This is a genomic window from Pseudomonas sp. GW823-FHT06B06, from assembly GCF_058795195.1.
In genome coordinates this window covers 260,236-276,565 of the sequence record NZ_JBXAHO010000002.1, presented here as the reverse complement: position 1 = coordinate 276,565, position 16,330 = coordinate 260,236, and the positions used below count along the sequence as shown (strand labels likewise).

General features: G+C 58.4%; 11 protein-coding genes and 2 pseudogenes. 5 read left to right on the top strand and 8 right to left on the bottom strand.

Features of this window, described 5'->3' with window-relative positions; translation table 11 throughout:
• Positions 1–1,458 carry an N-acyl-D-amino-acid deacylase family protein gene (locus AC1Q8Q_RS02890; RefSeq protein WP_492614801.1) on the top strand — a complete coding sequence of 486 codons (1,458 nt, stop codon included), beginning with the start codon at positions 1–3 and terminating at the stop codon, positions 1,456–1,458.
• 190 nt (positions 1,459–1,648) lie between these two features.
• Here the strand turns inward: AC1Q8Q_RS02890 and AC1Q8Q_RS02885 are convergent, their stop codons facing one another.
• A complete protein-coding gene (locus tag AC1Q8Q_RS02885; protein ID WP_411157092.1) occupies positions 1,649–2,512 on the bottom strand; it encodes a methyl-accepting chemotaxis protein in 864 nt (287 codons plus the stop codon).
• Positions 2,507–3,433: pseudogene (locus AC1Q8Q_RS02880) on the bottom strand (methyl-accepting chemotaxis protein); the annotation flags it as partial. The gene AC1Q8Q_RS02885 and the pseudogene AC1Q8Q_RS02880, both read right to left, overlap by 6 nt.
• A 388-nt stretch (positions 3,434–3,821) precedes the next feature.
• Here AC1Q8Q_RS02880 and pmrG point away from each other — a divergent pair.
• Both pmrG and AC1Q8Q_RS02870 read left to right on the top strand, forming a co-directional pair.
• Positions 3,822–4,493 carry a lipopolysaccharide core heptose(II)-phosphate phosphatase PmrG gene (pmrG, locus tag AC1Q8Q_RS02875; RefSeq protein ID WP_020796485.1) on the top strand — a complete coding sequence of 224 codons (672 nt, stop codon included), beginning with the start codon at positions 3,822–3,824 and terminating at the stop codon, positions 4,491–4,493.
• A 26-nt stretch (positions 4,494–4,519) separates the two neighbouring features.
• Complete coding sequence (locus tag AC1Q8Q_RS02870) at positions 4,520–5,365, top strand: phosphatase PAP2 family protein (protein WP_151140453.1); 846 nt, start codon at positions 4,520–4,522, stop codon at positions 5,363–5,365.
• Here the strand turns inward: AC1Q8Q_RS02870 and AC1Q8Q_RS02865 are convergent.
• Entirely contained in the window at positions 5,346–5,612 is a 267-nt protein-coding gene (locus AC1Q8Q_RS02865; protein WP_083350110.1) for a DUF6124 family protein, read from the bottom strand. The two genes, AC1Q8Q_RS02870 and AC1Q8Q_RS02865, sit on opposite strands and share 20 nt — an antisense overlap.
• A gap of 465 nt (positions 5,613–6,077) precedes the next feature.
• On the bottom strand, positions 6,078–6,674 hold the full coding sequence (locus tag AC1Q8Q_RS02860; RefSeq protein WP_168757213.1) for a hypothetical protein: 597 nt from the start codon (positions 6,672–6,674) through the stop codon (positions 6,078–6,080).
• Positions 6,675–6,805: 131 nt separating this feature from the next.
• Here AC1Q8Q_RS02860 and AC1Q8Q_RS02855 point away from each other — a divergent pair, with 131 nt between their 5' ends.
• Both AC1Q8Q_RS02855 and AC1Q8Q_RS02850 read left to right on the top strand, forming a co-directional pair.
• Positions 6,806–7,525, top strand: a complete 720-nt coding sequence (locus AC1Q8Q_RS02855) for a hypothetical protein (protein WP_020796489.1) — start codon at positions 6,806–6,808, stop codon at positions 7,523–7,525.
• 79 nt (positions 7,526–7,604) lie between these two features.
• Positions 7,605–8,135: pseudogene (locus tag AC1Q8Q_RS02850) on the top strand (APH(3') family aminoglycoside O-phosphotransferase); the annotation flags it as partial.
• 369 nt (positions 8,136–8,504) lie between these two features.
• On the opposite strand, the gene AC1Q8Q_RS02845 reads toward AC1Q8Q_RS02850, so the two are convergent.
• Genes AC1Q8Q_RS02845 through AC1Q8Q_RS02830 form a run of 4 tightly spaced genes read right to left on the bottom strand, consistent with a single transcriptional unit; the run spans position 8,505 to position 16,258 of the window.
• Complete coding sequence (locus AC1Q8Q_RS02845; RefSeq protein WP_492614800.1) at positions 8,505–9,836, bottom strand: McrC family protein; 1,332 nt, start codon at positions 9,834–9,836, stop codon at positions 8,505–8,507.
• 13 nt (positions 9,837–9,849) lie between these two features.
• On the bottom strand, positions 9,850–12,228 hold the full coding sequence (locus AC1Q8Q_RS02840) for an McrB family protein (protein WP_492614799.1): 2,379 nt from the start codon (positions 12,226–12,228) through the stop codon (positions 9,850–9,852).
• Positions 12,229–12,233: 5 nt separating this feature from the next.
• Positions 12,234–12,935 carry a M48 family metallopeptidase gene (locus tag AC1Q8Q_RS02835; RefSeq protein ID WP_492614798.1) on the bottom strand — a complete coding sequence of 234 codons (702 nt, stop codon included), beginning with the start codon at positions 12,933–12,935 and terminating at the stop codon, positions 12,234–12,236.
• Positions 12,932–16,258, bottom strand: a complete 3,327-nt coding sequence (locus AC1Q8Q_RS02830) for a type I restriction endonuclease subunit R (protein ID WP_492614797.1) — start codon at positions 16,256–16,258, stop codon at positions 12,932–12,934. The genes AC1Q8Q_RS02835 and AC1Q8Q_RS02830 overlap by 4 nt, the downstream gene beginning before the upstream one ends.
• Positions 16,259–16,330 lie beyond the last annotated feature (72 nt).

Sequence of the window (16,330 nt, the reverse complement as noted above, 5' to 3'; positions counted from 1 at the left end):
ATGATGTACGACACGCTGATTCGCAATGCCCTGGTCATCGACGGTAGCAACAGCCCTGGCTACCCGGCCGACGTGGCGATCCGCAATGGCCGCATCGAGCGCATCGGTGACTTGCAGGATGCCCGTGCCACCGAAGAAATCGACGCTGCTGGCCGCGTGTTGGCGCCCGGCTTCATTGATGTGCACACCCACGACGACACGGTGGTGATCCGTCAGCCGCAGATGCTGCCCAAGCTCAGCCAGGGCGTGACCACGGTGATCGTCGGCAATTGCGGGATCAGCGCCTCGCCGGTGAGCCTGCGCGGCGATCCACCGGACCCGATGAACCTGCTCGGCAGCGCTGCGGCGTTCGTTTATCCAACATTCAGCGATTACCGTGCGGCGGTGGAGGCGGCAAACACCACGCTGAACGTCGCCGCGCTGGTGGGCCACACCGCGCTGCGCAGCAACCACCTCGACGACCTGTTTCGCACCGCTACGCCTGATGAAATTGCCGCCATGCGCGAGCAACTGCGCGAAAGTCTCGAGGCTGGTGCCCTGGGCTTGTCCACCGGTCTTGCCTACGCCAGTGCGTTCTCGGCATCGACCGATGAAGTGATGCAACTGACCGAAGAGCTGACAGCGTTTGGTGCGGTCTATACCACCCATTTGCGCAGCGAGTTCGAGCCGGTGCTGGACGCCATGGACGAGGCATTCCAGATCGGCCGGCATGCGCAATCCCCGGTGATCATTTCCCACCTCAAATGTGCCGGTGCCGGTAACTGGGGGCGCAGCCCGCAACTGTTGGCGTCCCTTGAGCAGGCGGCGAAAACCCACCCGGTGGGCTGCGATTGCTATCCGTACGCTGCCAGTTCCTCGACCCTGGACCTCAAGCAAGTCACCGATGCACATCGCATTACCATCACCTGGTCAACGCCGCACCCGCAGATGGGCGGGCGCGACCTGATGGATATCGCCGCCGAGTGGAACCTGTCCCTGCTCGATGCCGCCCGCCAGTTGCAACCGGCCGGCGCTGTGTACTACGGGATGGACGAAGCCGATGTGCGACGGATTCTGGCGCACCCTTTGTCGATGGTCGGCTCCGACGGCCTGCCGGAAGATCCGTTTCCTCATCCACGGTTGTGGGGCGCCTTCCCGCGGGTGCTCGGGCATTTCAGCCGTGACGTAGGACTGTTTCCCCTGCACACCGCCGTGCACAAGATGACCGGCTTGTCGGCGGCGCGATTTGGCCTCAAGCAAAGGGGCGAGATCCGCGAAGGCCATTGGGCCGACCTGGTGCTGTTCGACCCGGCGACCATTCGCGATGTCGCGGACTTCAACGATCCGCAACGGGCGGCCGAAGGCATCGATGGCGTGTGGGTCAACGGGGTATTGAGTTACCAGGACGGTCAGGCGAACGGGCGCAGGGAAGGGCGGTTCCTGGCGCGGGAAGGGGATTTGAGCGCAGGATTTGCGTGACGCTAAAAGATCGCAGCCTGCGGCAGCTCCAGAGCAAGCGTCAAATCCGTATGGCCTGCTCGCTAGTGCGGGCAGGCAGGTTGTTTGTCATATCGCCTTCGCGAGCAGGCTCGCTCCCACAGGATGCTCATTGAACCTGTGGGAGCGAGCCTGCTCGCGAATGGATCTTTCATTCACCGCGCAGTGAATCTCAGACGCGGAAGTGGCTGACCATCATCTGCAACTGATTCCCCAGTCGCGCCAGTTCCACGCTGGATTTGGCCGTCTCATCGCTGGCCGCAGCGGTCTGTTCCGACACGTCGCGCACGTTGATGATGCTGCGGCTGATCTCTTCGGCCACCGCGCTTTGCTGCTCGGCCGCGGCCGCGATCTGCTGGTTCATCGACTGGATGTTGGACACCGTGCGGGTGATGTTTTCCAGTGAGGTGCCGGCCTTGCGGGTCAGGGCCACGCTGCTGTCGGTCAGGGTGCGGCTGTTGTTCATCACGGTCGCCACTTGCTGGGTGCCGTTCTGCAGGGCCGCCACCAGGCCTTCGATTTCCTCGGTGGATTTCTGCGTGCGTTGGGCCAGGCCGCGCACTTCGTCGGCCACCACGGCAAAACCGCGTCCGGCTTCACCGGCGCGTGCCGCTTCAATGGCGGCGTTGAGGGCCAGCAGGTTGGTCTGTTCGGCCACGGCCTTGATCACATCCATGACGCTGCCGATCTTGTCGCTTTCCTGTTGCAGCAGGCCCATGGCCTCAGTGGAGCGCGCCACTTCACTGGCCAGGCGTTCGATCTGGGTGATCGCCTCGCCGACCACCTTGTCCCCTTCGCGGGCTTCGCCATCCGCCGCGGCGGCGGCCTGGGAGGCTTGTTCGGCATTGCGCGCGACTTCCTGCACAGTGGCGGTCATCTCGTGCATGGCGGTGGCGACCTGGTCGGTCTCGACTTTCTGGCTGTTGACCCCGGCGCTGGTCTGCTCGGTCACCGCCGACAGTTCTTCGGCCGCGCTGGCGATCTGGGTGACGCCGTCGCGGATACCGCTGATCAGGTCGCGCAGGGTCACGCCCATGCGCGCGATGCCTTGTTGCAAGACACCCAGCTCATCGCGGCGGGTCACCCTCACGTCCTGGGACAGGTCGCCGCTGGCGATGCGATCGACCACGGCCAGGGTTTCGCGCAGCGGGCGGGTGATCTGCCGGGTAATGAGAACGGCGGCAATAATGCCGACCAACAGAGCCAGCAGCGTGCTGATCAATTGCAGGGTACGCGCCTGGGCGCTTTCTGCATCGCGACGGTCGAGCTGGATCTGATACAGCTGTTCGCTCAGGCTCACGATGGCCGCGCCCTGGTCGGTCATTTCCTTGCGCGCCTGCACGGCATCGCTGTTCGCGGCTTTGTAAGCCTGCAAGGCGCTGCGGTAGTTGCCCAGTGCGGTCTCCAGTTGACGCAGGGTTTCGGGCTGGACGTCGGTGAAATGCACGTTGAGCTGTTTCAGGCTGGCAATGGCGACGTCCAGTTGAGCGACGGCTTTTTGCTCGGTTTCGGCATTGGTAGTCGCGGTGTAGCCACGCACTTCATAGCGGGCCAGCAAGAACGCTTGCCTGGCGGCGGTGATGGCCTGGAACTGCTCGAAGCGCTGATCACTCGGTGGCAGTTGTTGCACGCGACTGTTCAAATCGTCGATTAGCGTGCTGGCCGTTTCGGCGTTGGCGCCCATGACCTCGCGTGCGCTGTTGCCGGTGCGATAGGCGCCACGCATCTTGGCCAGGGACGTCTTGTAGGCGTCGATGACAGCGCCTTGCTCTTTGAGCAATTTGATGTTTTCCGGGCTCTTGAACTTCGCCAGCAAGGCTTGTTGCTGATCGGAAAAGTCTTGCAGCGTGGCCTGTACATTTTGCGCAGTGACTTCGTCGCCGTTGGTCAGCATGTACTGCAGGCGCACCACGCGCAGCTTGGTCAGGCCCGCGTTGAGCTGGGTGATGTCGCTCATCCAGTTGCTGCGGTCGATCAAACTGCCCAGGCTGGTCCAGCCGGTCAGGGCGAGGACGCAGGTCAGGGCCAGGACCAGGCCGAAGCCCAGGCCCAGTTTGAGGTTCACGCTGATGTTGCCGAACCAGCTATTCATCGAAATTCCTCCAGGAACGTGGTGTTTCTTGATCGTCGGTTGGCTGGAAGATTGTTGTTCTTAGGCGCCAGCAAGGTGGGTTGCAGGTCTGTATCGGCAGCAATCGTGAGAGCTGAAAGGATTTTGTCGGGCGGATTCTGTAACAAGCTTTTTGCCGCAGGCTTAAGCTTTTTTTCACATTGGTTTCACTGGTAGCCGACGCCCGCCTCCTTACCCTCACGGCACCTGATGAAGGGCTGCGAGGCGGCTTGATGTGGAACTGAGACTGAGTCTGTTCGGAATAACCCGCTCGATCGACCTGAGGCCTTTTGCCCGGTATCGCAATGCGCTTGTGGTGCTGGCCTCGGCGCTGCTGGCGATCATCTTGACAGTATTGCTGTTACGGCCCGCCGCCGTGCCGGACCTGGCCCATGGCAATGTGCAGGGCGCGCGGGCGCTGTTGGCGGGTTGGGCCAAGGGCGACATGATCGTGCTGGTTCGCCATGTCGAGCGTTGCGATCACTCCAGCGCCCCCTGCCTGAGTGGCGACGATGGCATCACCGATCGCTCGCGCAGCGTTGCGGTGGCCGTCGGTGCGCGATTCGAGCGACTGGGTCTGGCGCGGGCCGACATCTACAACAGCCCGATGGTGCGTACCGCGCAGACCAGCGGGTACATGTTCAACAAGGTCGACGCTGGCGACGACTGGTTGATCAACTGCAAAGGCACGATGTTGCGCGACGCCCTGGCGCACAAGGTCGCCGGGCGCAACCTTATCCTGGTGACCCACAGCGAATGCATGGCGCAACTGCAAAAGGATCTCGAGGTGCCCACCTCAACCTTCGGCTACGGCGCCGCGCTTTTCGTCACTGCCCAAGCGCTGCAAGCACCACACGTACTTGGATTCATCGAGGCCTCGGACTGGCACTCGGTGACCACCGAATGAATTCACACTCTGAACCAGGACACACGATGCAGACGGCTTCCCGCTCCCGTTTTTACTGGCTGAACTTTGGTATCCCACTGGCCTGCGCGGTGGTGGTGTTCCTGATGTTCGACCTGACCCGGATCGACATCGCCTTCAACAATCTTTTTTATGATCCGGTGACGCAGACGTTCCCGCTGGACCATGTGCACCTGTTCGAAAAAATCACCCATAAATGGGCGCGGATCATTCCGAACTGGACCGGCGAAATCGCCATCATCGGTGCCTTGCTGTCGTTTCTCTGGCCGCGTTTGAAGGCTGAAAAACACGCGAAAATCATCGCTTTTCTGGAAAAGATCAGAGTTGCGCCGGTACTGCGTTTCGCCACCCGGCATCGTCGGGATTTCCTCTACGTGGTGCTTGCGTTCTCCATCAGCACCGGTGTGATTCACTACCTCAAGGGCCACACCAGTGTGTATTGCCCGATCGAGACGACCCAGTACGGCGGGAAGATCGAGCATAAGGAGTGGTACGAGAATTTCGATCTACTCAAGGTCGCGGGTGACGGTCGTTGCTGGCCGGGCGGGCATGCCTCCGGTGGCTTCACCATGCTCGCCTTGTACTTTGTTGCACGCCGTTACCGCTGGCGCTATTCCAAGGCAATCATGTACGGCTCGTTGGCCCTCGGGTTCGTGTATGGCACGACGCGGGTGGTGCAGGGGTGGCACTACATGTCCCACACCTTCTGGGCCGGGATCTTCGTTTGGCTGGCATGTTTGCTGACGGCGCTGGCGTTTTATGGGCGGGCGCGGTTGGAGATGCCGGTTCTGGGCAAGGCTGAAGAACCGGCGTTGGTGGCTCAACCTGTCGGACTTATGCCTGCGGATCAATAGTATCCAGTGCCCGGTTCACTGCCAGCTCCGCCAGCATGACGATCTGCGCAATCCCCAGTGCGGTGTTGCGCTGGGGGCCGCTGAGGTAAGTGGCGAAATCATTGAGCATGACGCTGGCTGAAGCCAATGATTCGCACGCGTGGGCGAGCAGGCTTTCGGATTTTATGTCGGGGTGGAGCGTGAAGAAGGGGCTGGGGCGGTAGGGTTTTTCAGTTGTGAAAGGCGGATCCGGGATAAGTTTATCCATCTGAGTTCTCCACTCGATTTGAGAACCACCACAATCACCGATCTCACGCGGAGAAATGGGTGGCAGCTATGTGCGGAGTGAGATTACCGGGAGTAGGAAACCGGCCAGACCAAAGCCTGCCCGCACACAGCCGCCATAAAACATTGCTGACAGCGCATAGCTGGCGGCAATTATGGTGGTACTGGCACTGGATTCATACTCCCGGGATCTCACACCCGATCACTGAGTCGTCAGTGACCAACAAAGGCTAAACAGCCCCCTTCCGACCGACAACCTGAAAGACCTGTGGGATTTTTCCCCGCGATTTGCTCTGGGGTAGGACTTTTCGCAAGACAAAAAAAAGCCCGCGGGAGGGCGGGCAAACCGTAGTTTCTTGAATGAGCGAGGGCAAATTTACAGGGAGTTGCCTGAACGCGGGGTGAAGAAAAGTTCATGTGTTGCCCGGGGGCGAAAGCGGAAAGTGGCTCAATACTCCGTCACCTTCTGCCTGCGTAAAATCCACCCAGCTTCGCCCGGCATCAACCGGTACTGAATCTTGCGCATCTTCCCGGTTCTACCCGCCGAGGCGTCCGCACTGTCATACAGCGCAAATCGCTGCACCAATGTGTTTTCCACCACGGCAAACTCATCCTCGCCCCGATACCCCTTGGCAATCGTCGGGTCTTCGCTGACCGGTGGCAGATAGATCGCACTCAGCGACTTTTTACGGTTGGCGGCGTAGGCCACGAGTTCGCCGGGTAGTCCGCGCCCTGGTGACCTGACGAAGACGTAGATTTCCGGTGAGCCATCTCGATCAAGGTCCGCGACCTCCGCCCGGGCAATGTCGCCATTCAGGGGGTGAGTCATGACCGAATTATCGATTTCCAGCCCTTGGGGAGCGATGCGTACTGCACGGCTACCGTCGATCGACTCATCCGTCACATGAAAGACAATGCCCTGCAGTTCCAGCGTCTGGTCGAAAGGCCGGCCGCCATTGCCGGCATCGAAGGCACCGACTTTGCTGGCGGCATGTGCCGGCAGGCAAACCATCGCTGCCAGGAGGGCCAGAATCCGCTTATTCATGTTTTGCATGCCTCAATGCTTCTGTTCAGTGGAGGATCGAGTCTGTAGGGACGTCATCAGCATAGAGCCGCCCACGACCCGCCGGTGATCTATTCTTTTGATTCCGGCCAGCATCGAAAGGGGCAAGACCCATGAACGATTTGCTGAAAAAAGTACTCGACGCCCATGGCCAGCTGGAGCGCTGGAACACGTTCACCACGCTCAACGCCACCATCGTCACCGGCGGGGAATTATGGGCAATGAAAAGCGTGGTGCAAGACACCATGCCCCGCGAGATGACCGTCAGCCTGCACAAGCAAAACGCCAGCGTGACACCCTTCGGCAACCCGCACTGGCGCACGGCATTCCGGGCCGACTACATCGCCATCGAAACCACCGATGGCGAAATCGTGCGCGAGCGATCGAACCCGCGAGAATCATTCGCCGGCCACGCCATGGACACCCCCTGGGACCCGCTGCACCGCGCGTACTTCAGCGGCTACGCCATGTGGACCTACCTGACGACACCATTTTTCATGGCGATGCCGGGTTTCAACGTCACGCAAATCGCACCCTGGCAGGAAGGCCCCGAGACATGGCGCGGCCTGCGGGTCGAGTTTCCAGCACACATCGCCAGCCATAGCCGTTTCCAGGATTTTTACTTCGGGGACGATGGCCTGTTGCGTCGGCATGATTACCACGTCGATGTGGCGGGCGGGTTTGCAGCCGCCCAGTACGTGAGCGAGTACGTTGAGGCCCAAGGCTTTCGTTTTCCCACTCGGCGCAGAGCCTATTTGCGGGGTGAGGATCGGCAGCCATTGCGGGAGAGGGTGATGGTGTCGATTGACTTGAGCGATTTTCGATTGAGCTGAGTGGCAAGGTGGGTCTCTAATCCTGAAATAGATTTAAACCTGATTCACCCCGACGCATCTCGCGACGCCAGAGGACAATCGCCATTGGTTACTCATGAGTGCCGTCCCCGGACAAGATATGGCCAGTGCCAACGACTTGTCTGCGCCCCAAGTCATCAGCGCCCTGGCGATGGCGCTACGTAGACTGCACCAGGTGCCAATTGAGAAATGTCCCTTTGACCACCCGTTGCAGCAGCGCATGGCAGCCGCCAGGAGTCGAGTGAGTGCCGGGCTGGTCGACGAATCAGACTTTGACGATGAGCGGCTGGGTCGGACCGCTGAGGAAGTCTTCGCAGAGCTGCTGTCTACGCTTCCAGAAACCTATGATCTTGCCGTCACCCACGGCGATGCCTGCCTGCCGAATTTCATGGTCGAAGCGAGCCGTTTTACCGGCTACATCGACTGCGGCCGGCTAGGCATCAGTGACATCTATCAAGACCTTGCCCTGGCTGCCCGAAGCATTGAACGCAATTTGGGACCGGCATGGGTGGCCCCATTTTTTCGTGAGTACGGTGTGGAGCCAGATCAGCAACGTATAGCGTTTTACTGTTTGCTGGACGAGTTCTATTGAGTCTGGCTGGCCTCTTCGCAGGCAAGCCCGCTCCCACAGGGGCGTGTGTTGCAGGGATTACCGAACCCCAGATGCAACAAAACCCGCACTGGGCGGGTTTTGTCTTGCTTCGTATTTGGTGGGCCGGGGGAAGTTGCATTAGTTACTTAGGTATTTGATCTAACTGACTAATGTGATTCTGTAAAATTCTTTGGAATACCTGCTGGAATACCAAGAGAGCTGAATCGAGCGACATGACTCATTACCGGCCTGCAGGCATGGCCGAAAGAGAGTGTCAGATTTTCCGGCCGAAAAGATCATCTGTTTATCCGAAAGCGGCCAAGCTAACTAGGCCATCTGTCGCGGGTTTGCCAAACCCAGCTCAGCCCGCTACTCAAGTAGCCCGCCACACGAGTCTTTGAACACCGTTTTGAACGGCGCATCGCCAGGGACCATCAGCTGGCGTGACTTCAAGCAAAAAGGCAGTACCCATAGCCGCAGCCCGCCTGACTTGGGGAACTCGAATACTGGCAGCGGTCGATCAAATGCCCCTGTCCTGGGGTAAATCAGCACCACATCTCCCGACCCATTCAGATAGCTTTGCCCATAGGCCTGCAACTGATAGAAGTCACCTTGTGCGAGGCCGTATTTATTCGTCCCATTTGCCTTGAGACCATCCAGCAGTTTCCACTTTGTATCGAGAACCAGCAGATCTTTCTTGGCATCCTTGATCAACAGGTCTGGCTTTAGACAAAACCAATTCTGTTCTTGATGGCGAACCAAGTGATGGCTGCGTGCTTGGGTTTTCAGGTGAAGCGGCCTCGCCAGTTGCTTCGCGAGATGCTTGGAGACGAACGCTTCGAATACTGCCTCCATTGGGAACAGCAGCGACGGAGCATGATTGCCTCCGCGGCCTGTCATGGGTGATTGCTGTTCTAGAATCAACTTTGACCAAGCGAGTGCTTCTTCGTAGTAACCCATGCCCCGCTCAAGGCGTACCCGCTGGAAATCCATATGGGGTTGCGCTGAGATCGGGACCTCTGCGAAGACAAATTCAAGTTCTCGGGCCAGTTGCTGATGGGCCTGAGATGCCGTCAGTTGCAGGATTCGTTGCAATGCGGTGTGTAGTAAACGGTTTTCCGGACGATTAATCGAGAACTCGTCGTGCTCTGTAAAGAATCGGTCCGCCCTATAAAGGTTTTGCCGCAGATGGGATGCCATCATCAGTTTGCCGCGAAGGGCAAACAGGTTGCCTTGCTGAGTGGTATAGGTGCTGCGCAGTCCTTGTTTGATGATATGCCCGACGGTGCGTAGGAACTCGGCAATAAAAACTTCCAGCAAGGGCATTCGTGCCGCCGCGAGCTTGGCGGTGTCAGTTTGAAGGTGGCGGAACTCTTGAAGGCAGCAGAGCATTTCGATCAACAGCTGACGAGCCTTCAACGCGCCTGCACCTATTACTTTTCCGACTTTCGGCAGTACCTCGATTTGGTAACCGTCTGGTGCACGTATCACTCCAACAAAACTAGTGACCTGAACGGCGCGATGCCCGCGCCGTTGAATCAGGCGCAGCCACGCTGGCCTACTGTCGTTGGAGGCCCGCAGGCACTGGCGCTCAAGCCATTCGTAGACCGTGTCCGGGATAATGTGCAAACCCTCGGACAACGAGCCAGTCGAAGTCGCAGCCATCAACACGTCAAATTCGTAAATCGATATTCCGCTCACGTGCCTCCGCCTTTCAGGTCGACAGCGTCTTGTATATGCCAATGTAGGCATCCGGATTAGAGAGCGCAGCCTTCTGCAGAGCGTAGTGGCGCTTAGTGGAATAGCTGTCCATGCCATGATCGCTGCCGAACAGGCGAGCCAGATCGTCCTCTTGATCTTCACCCTCAACGATAAAGCGTGCGGCTTGGGATTTCTGATTGTCTGCTAAGACAAGGCGGATCTTTTGCCAGTCTTCGAAAAAGTACTCTTCGAGCAGGGGCAGAATACGTGTGCTGAACACCTGCTGCAGGGCCACAAATCGTTCGTCCCCATCAGGCACCTGCGCTAATGCTGTGAAGTACGCATGGCCGATGCAATGGTCGCGGTCGTAGAGCACCTCGATGCGCTGGTTTATTGCATCAAGCATACGTGGCACATCCACCACTTGCTCCCCCAGACTGACCCGAAGGTTTGCAAGCGGCGCGCCTGGCTCGTCGCGAGCGTCCGGCATTAGCGGCACAAACTCGAATCGGCGACGCAAGGCGGTGTCCAGCAACGCAAGGGATCGGTCTGCCGTGTTCATGGTGCCGACAATGTCGACATTGGCTGGTACCGAAAAACTCTCTCCGGAATATGGCAAAGTCACCGAGATGGCGTTTTTAGCGCCTTCGCGTTTATCAGGTTCGATCAAGGTGATCAGCTCGCCAAAGATCTTGCTGATGTTTCCCCGGTTGATCTCGTCAATCACCATCGCAAACTGCTGATCTGGCGCCATACGTGCTTTGCGGCACAAGTCCTTGAAGACACCTGCGCGGATCTCGTATTGGACTTCACCGGACTCCGCATCGCCTTCGAGAACCGGACGCAGACCCTCCACGAACTCCTCGTACCCGTACGATTGATGGAAGGTGACAAAACTGTAGCGTTTGATGTATTCGGCTGAGGGAGGGCCGGCATTGTACTCGTCTACCAGCCGCTTCAGATCGGCAGCTGCGTCCGCCCAGTCTCCAGTTAGTATCCATGATGAGTCCGATAGCTTGTCGAAGACAGCCGGTGCCATTCGCTTGCTCATCTTGATGGTTTCGGAGGACTCGATTGCATGGTACTGGAGAGCGCCCCAAACGGTGTTTCGCACACTCTTGTTCGCGCTTTTGGCGGCGGCAATCGATTTCATGAATGGGTGATCAAGTAATACATCGACACTTGCTTTCCCACCCAGGTGGTACAGAGTTGCTGCGGTCGCCTCCCACCAGGTAAGGCTCGCAATCCTTTCGCTCACAAACTGATTTTGCCATTCTTCCTTGGATACCGAGGTCGTGACTTGCTCATACTCTCGCTTCATTAGCTTCGACAATTCGTAGGTCTTGCCCGTGCCCGGTGGGCCGTAGTAGATACGATTGAGGGGAAGCCTCATTGCATCAGAATCAGCAGCGTCATCTTCGTCAGGCTCATCGCTGTCTTCCACTGGATCGTCCCGCAATTGATCTGGCCACAGTCCCGGTCGTTCGGCTTCAAGCAATATCCAGTCGTTCGGTAAATCATGCTTGTCAGAAAGGGACGCTTCAATCTTCGCGAGCAGTTCGTCAGTTAGCGGTTCACGGTGGAGTCTGGAGAGCGCGCCCACCTCACGTGTCCACGAGAGTTTCCGCACTCGCATTCCACGCACTATGCCAAGTACGCCGATCGCGCGCTCGCTTCCGGGATTCTTGCGGCCAAAGCGCACTTGGATACCTTTGCTCGTGTGCCACCAATCCAAGCCGGCCATATGAACAGCCCGTGCCAACCGACAGAACAGCGCTTTGTCCTCTTGCGACCATGAGGCGCGGAAAGTTTGGAATGCAGGCTTGCTGTCGAAGTGTTGGAGCAGGTCTTCGTCGCCCAGTGACTTACTCAGGTTCATTTTGGCTACTACCTCTTCGTAACGCAGCTCGAAGTTGCGGATGGCTTCAGCGCTCCATGCGGTGAGCTGGTCCAGCGACTTTTCCAAACCATCGCCTGTGGGCATTGTGGTTACAAAGGGGGCGTTGTAATAGTCGCCTCGCAGGGCCAAATAGGCTTTACGCGTTTTATTAGACTCACCCAGCCCAACGGTATCGATCTTGACCACAAAACCGTCGTCGGCATCGATACCTACGGTAAAGGCCAATTCTTTCGGCGCTTCTGGTGAGGGGTAGATTTTCGCCCAGTTGTAGCCAGAGAAGTGATTACCCTGGTTGGTGGGCCGTTTGCGAATTTCGACGCGCCCTACAGGAAACAGCTCAGCCTTGAGCTTGTTCGCCCATGCCTGTGTGACTGCATAGGCCTTTTTTAGATCATCGTAAGCTCGGTTTTGCTCGGGTTTGGACTCGTCACGCTTGTGTCCTGCCCACTTGCTCAATAGCTCGAAATGGTCACTGGTGAAATAGTCCGCCATGGTACTCAGATTCCTTCAACATCAATTCCGTGTTCTGCCAACCATGTCTTGCGCTGTGCATAGTCAGGCATGACGCGCTCCAGGCGGAGCCAAAATTCTGGGGTGTGATGTGGCTCTTGCAGGTGCACCATCTCATGCACCACCACATACTCCGCAATTGGCTTGGGCAGCAGGATTGTTTTCCAATGGAAATAGAGCTGAGCGCCCTTGCCACAGGAACCCCAGCGATAGCCCAAATCCTGCACACGCACACCGCTTGGGATAAGGTCCATGCGGGCTTGGTGGTTCTTAATGCGCAAGGCCAGCCAGCTGCGGGCATGTTCGCTGTACCAGCGGATAAAGTGTTCGCGGGCCCGTGGCAATTCGCTACGCAGCAGGCGGAAGCGACCGGCAGAGAGTTTAAGAGGCACATCCTGCTCATCAACCAGTTTGAGGCGATAACTTCGCCCCAAATACAGAAACCCCTCTCCGTCCACGTATTCCTTAGTTGGGATTGAGCGTTGCAGGCGTTCCTTTTCGGCAAGACGCGAGTAAATCCAGAAGCTTTTTTCCGCTACGAATTGCCGCAGCGCTTGCTCCTCAACCTCTGGCGGGGCAGACAGGATAAGTGCGCCGTCACGCTCGACAGTGATCTGTAGCGTCTTGCGCCGCGCGCTGCGGCGTAGCGTCAGTTGTAGGTCGTCTACAGTGAGGGTTTGATTGCTCACAACTGCATCAACCGTTCATGGCTGGCTCTGGCCTGATCCATCAAACGGTCAGACAGCACACCCGCCGTATCGCTATCCACCAAGGGCGGACGCAGTCTCATCAAGTGATCGAATAGCTGCCCGGCCAGCTCTTCCTGTGCCGCTCGCTTGCGCGGGCTCCAGATATCGCGGTGGCTTTGGAGTTCGCCCACCAACAGATCGACAAGTTCCACTGTCACATCCTTCAAACGCAGCAGCTCGGCGGGCTGCGTATTGGCGTCGGCACACACCACATCCAGCAGGGTGCGCAGGAAGGGTGCATAGTGCTCGGGCAAATCCAGGGGGCTGTAGTCATCGCTCATTTGACCGCTGCGCAGCTCGTTGATGATCTTCTGCATCTGTTCAACCAACTGATCCCACTGTTCGCCCAGCGACTTGAGCAGCTCATTCAGGCGTTCAGACAGCTTGCGATAAAGCACCGGATCTTCATCAGCATGCTTGCGCACATGCGAGCGAATGGCGTGCTCCATCTCTGAGGCCTTGGCGCGGTCGTTGACGCTACGCGACAACTGCTTCTCGAAGTCTGCATCGGTGAGCTGGATCGGCGGAATCTTCGGGTCGATGCCCAGCGAAATAACGTGATCGTCGATTAGCTTGCGTACTTTGGCGCCGACATCCTTGCCCAGTTGCGGCAGGTCCTTGTAACGCCCGCGTGCACGTGCATGGATATAGGCCAGGCGCTTGGCGTCCTTGACGAAGGGCAGGCCCTCAGGGCGTGGCAGTACGGTGTCCAAAGAGTCGAGGAACGCTTTGAGCTTTACCGCAAATTCGGCGCGCACCTTTTCCGACTCCAGTGCGGCAATGCAGGCTTCGGCATCTTCCAGCGACTCGATGCCCTGGCGACGCAGCACATCCACCACACGCAGATGACGATCTCGCAACACCGGCACCTCGTCCTTAATGCTACTCAGCGCACCCTCGATATCTTCGTCGGCATAGGCTGCCAGGGCTTCGCGCAGGTGGTTGGCGACCCCATAGTAGTCGACCACGATGCCGCAGCGTTTGCCGAAACCAGTACGGTTGACCCGCGCAATGGCTTGCAGCAGCTCGGCTTCCTTGATTGGCCGGTCAAGGTACATCACCCCTTCGATGGGGGCGTCAAAGCCGGTGAGCAACATAGACTTAACGATCAGGAAAGCCAACGGGTCGGTCTTGCCCGGCTGCTCATGATTCAGCGGCTTCTTGAAGCGCTGGATCAGCTGCTCGTGCTTGCTTCCATCCGTCCAGGTTTTCCACTCGGCCGGATCGTTATTTGAGCCGGAAATAATCGGTGCGAATTCCAGGCTGCGTAGCCTGTCGCGATAGCGCCACGCCTGCACGCGCGCCTTCAGCTTGGGTGGACGCTGGCACAGTGCTTCATCGTCAAGGTCCTTGTCGGCTGCTGGCAGCGCTTCAGCCTCGGCCAGCAACTCATCACGGGCGGCCTGCAGCGCATGGAAATAGCGGATTGCCGCAATCCGGCTATAGGCTACCACCTGCGCCTTGTAGCCATTTGGCAGGATGTTGGTGACGTAGTGTTTGAGGATATCGCGCGCCTTGTCGGCAATCAGCGCGGGGGCATCAAAGATATGGCCCTTGGTGGCGTACTTTTTCTTGATCAGCTCCAGCTCGTCCTGACTGTGCTCGCGGAACAAATCCTCAAACAGTTCATCCAGGCTCGCCCCGTCTTTCACTGCGCCCTGGGCAGTGCGTCCTTCGTAAAGCACCGGCACTGTTGCGCCATCTGCCTCAGCTTCTTTGATGGTGTATTTGTCGATGAACGCGCCGAAAATTTCGTGGGTGCGTTTCTTATCGCCCATGATGATCGGTGTACCAGTAAAGCCGATGCGCACGCAGTTGGGCAGGCCCGCCAGCAGGTTCGCGTGCAGATCGCCGGCCTGGGTGCGGTGCGCCTCATCGATCAATACTAGAATGCTCTCGTCGTGGTTGAGCACCTCGAATGGTTTACTTACCAGATAGGGCGCGCGCTTTTCTGCGGCTTTGAGGGATGCCGCAGCTTCCGCCGGGATCGGCGCCTCTCCATCGTTCTCCTGCTCAGGATTGCGATACTTCTGGATGGTGGCGAATATCAGGCCTGGGCCATGGCGGCGCGCCAAGGCTTTAACACCCTCGATATTGGAGGCCACCTCCGGCAGTTCACCGCTCAGAGTGGCGGTGGCGGCGAGCTGGTTTTGCAGGTCTTTACGGTCAGTGACCACGATGATCTTGAAGCGGCGCAGCTGTGTATCCGTGCGCATCTTGCGCACCAGAAATACCATGGTCAGGCTTTTGCCCGAGCCTTGAGTGTGCCAAACGATGCCGCCGCGTTGGTCACTCTCGCCATGCTCAAGACGTGTCTGCCCGCGTTTCATGCGGATCACTGTGCGGTTCACCGCGCGGTATTGCTGGTAGCGGCAGACCGTCTTGATGGTCTGCCCGCCAACCTGCATAAAGAGCATGAAATGTCGGATCAGATCGAGCAGGTGGGCAGGCGTGAGCATGCCTGCCACCAGGCGTTCCTGTTCGGACAGTTTGGCTTTGCCCAACTGCTCGGCTACTGACTGCTCGCTGCCGTTGCCATCCGGACCAACCACGGTCTTCCATTGGGAGAAATGCCCGAAGCCAGCACCAATGCAGCCCACCCGTGCTTCGTCGTAGCTACTGGCGACCAATAGCTGCACACTGGCGAACAGAGTCTCGTTGCCCTCGTTCTCCTCGACCTCGAAGGCCGCCTTGCGCTGGTTGCTGTAACGACGTAATTGATCGACAGCCTCGGCAAGCGGTTCTGGAATGGAGGGGCTCTTGCACTCCACCAGCACCAGCGGGATGCCGTTCACCAGCAACACCAGATCCGGGACAATAAATTTCTTGCCGCTGTTATACCCTGGCGGGCAATCCACTCGGAACTGGTTGATCACACTGAAGTGGTTATTGGCCGGGGTGGCCCAGTCGATGTACTGGATGGTCTGGCCACGCCCGCCTTCCCAGCCCGGGAGGCCGTCGACAGTGATGCCTTTGAGCAGCAGCTCAGTGACTGCTTGGTTGGCTTCCATCAACTTGCCGGCGCCTACGCGGGTAATGGCCGTCAGTGCTTCGGCAATGCGCTGCTCATCCAGCCAGGACTGACCGTCGCGCAGGTTGATGGCGCGCAAGCGCTCGGCCAGTGCAGCCCGCTGAATCACTTCACTGAAACTGCTGCGGCCAGTGATGGCCGGGTCGTCGAGGCTGCCCTCGATATGCTTCCAGTTCAGCCCCTGTAACTGAGCCACAAAGGGTTTTTCGACGTCTTCCAATTCCCAGCCCACGGGTTACTCCTTTAATCCAGTTCAGGCGTGTATGGACTCATACAGGCTCATTCCGGCTCATTCCGGCTCATT

Excerpts from the sequence above, each read along its gene's own strand:
- AC1Q8Q_RS02890 (WP_492614801.1), top strand. The coding sequence starts at position 1 with ATGATGTACGACACGCTGATTCGCAATGCCCTGGTCATCGACGGTAGC.
- AC1Q8Q_RS02885 (WP_411157092.1), bottom strand. The coding sequence starts at position 2,512 with ATGGGCGTGACCCTGCGCGACCTGATCAGCGGTATCCGCGACGGCGTC.
- AC1Q8Q_RS02870 (WP_151140453.1), top strand. The coding sequence starts at position 4,520 with ATGCAGACGGCTTCCCGCTCCCGTTTTTACTGGCTGAACTTTGGTATC.
- AC1Q8Q_RS02865 (WP_083350110.1), bottom strand. The coding sequence starts at position 5,612 with ATGGATAAACTTATCCCGGATCCGCCTTTCACAACTGAAAAACCCTAC.
- AC1Q8Q_RS02860 (WP_168757213.1), bottom strand. The coding sequence starts at position 6,674 with ATGAATAAGCGGATTCTGGCCCTCCTGGCAGCGATGGTTTGCCTGCCG.
- AC1Q8Q_RS02855 (WP_020796489.1), top strand. The coding sequence starts at position 6,806 with ATGAACGATTTGCTGAAAAAAGTACTCGACGCCCATGGCCAGCTGGAG.
- AC1Q8Q_RS02840 (WP_492614799.1), bottom strand. The coding sequence starts at position 12,228 with ATGGCGGACTATTTCACCAGTGACCATTTCGAGCTATTGAGCAAGTGG.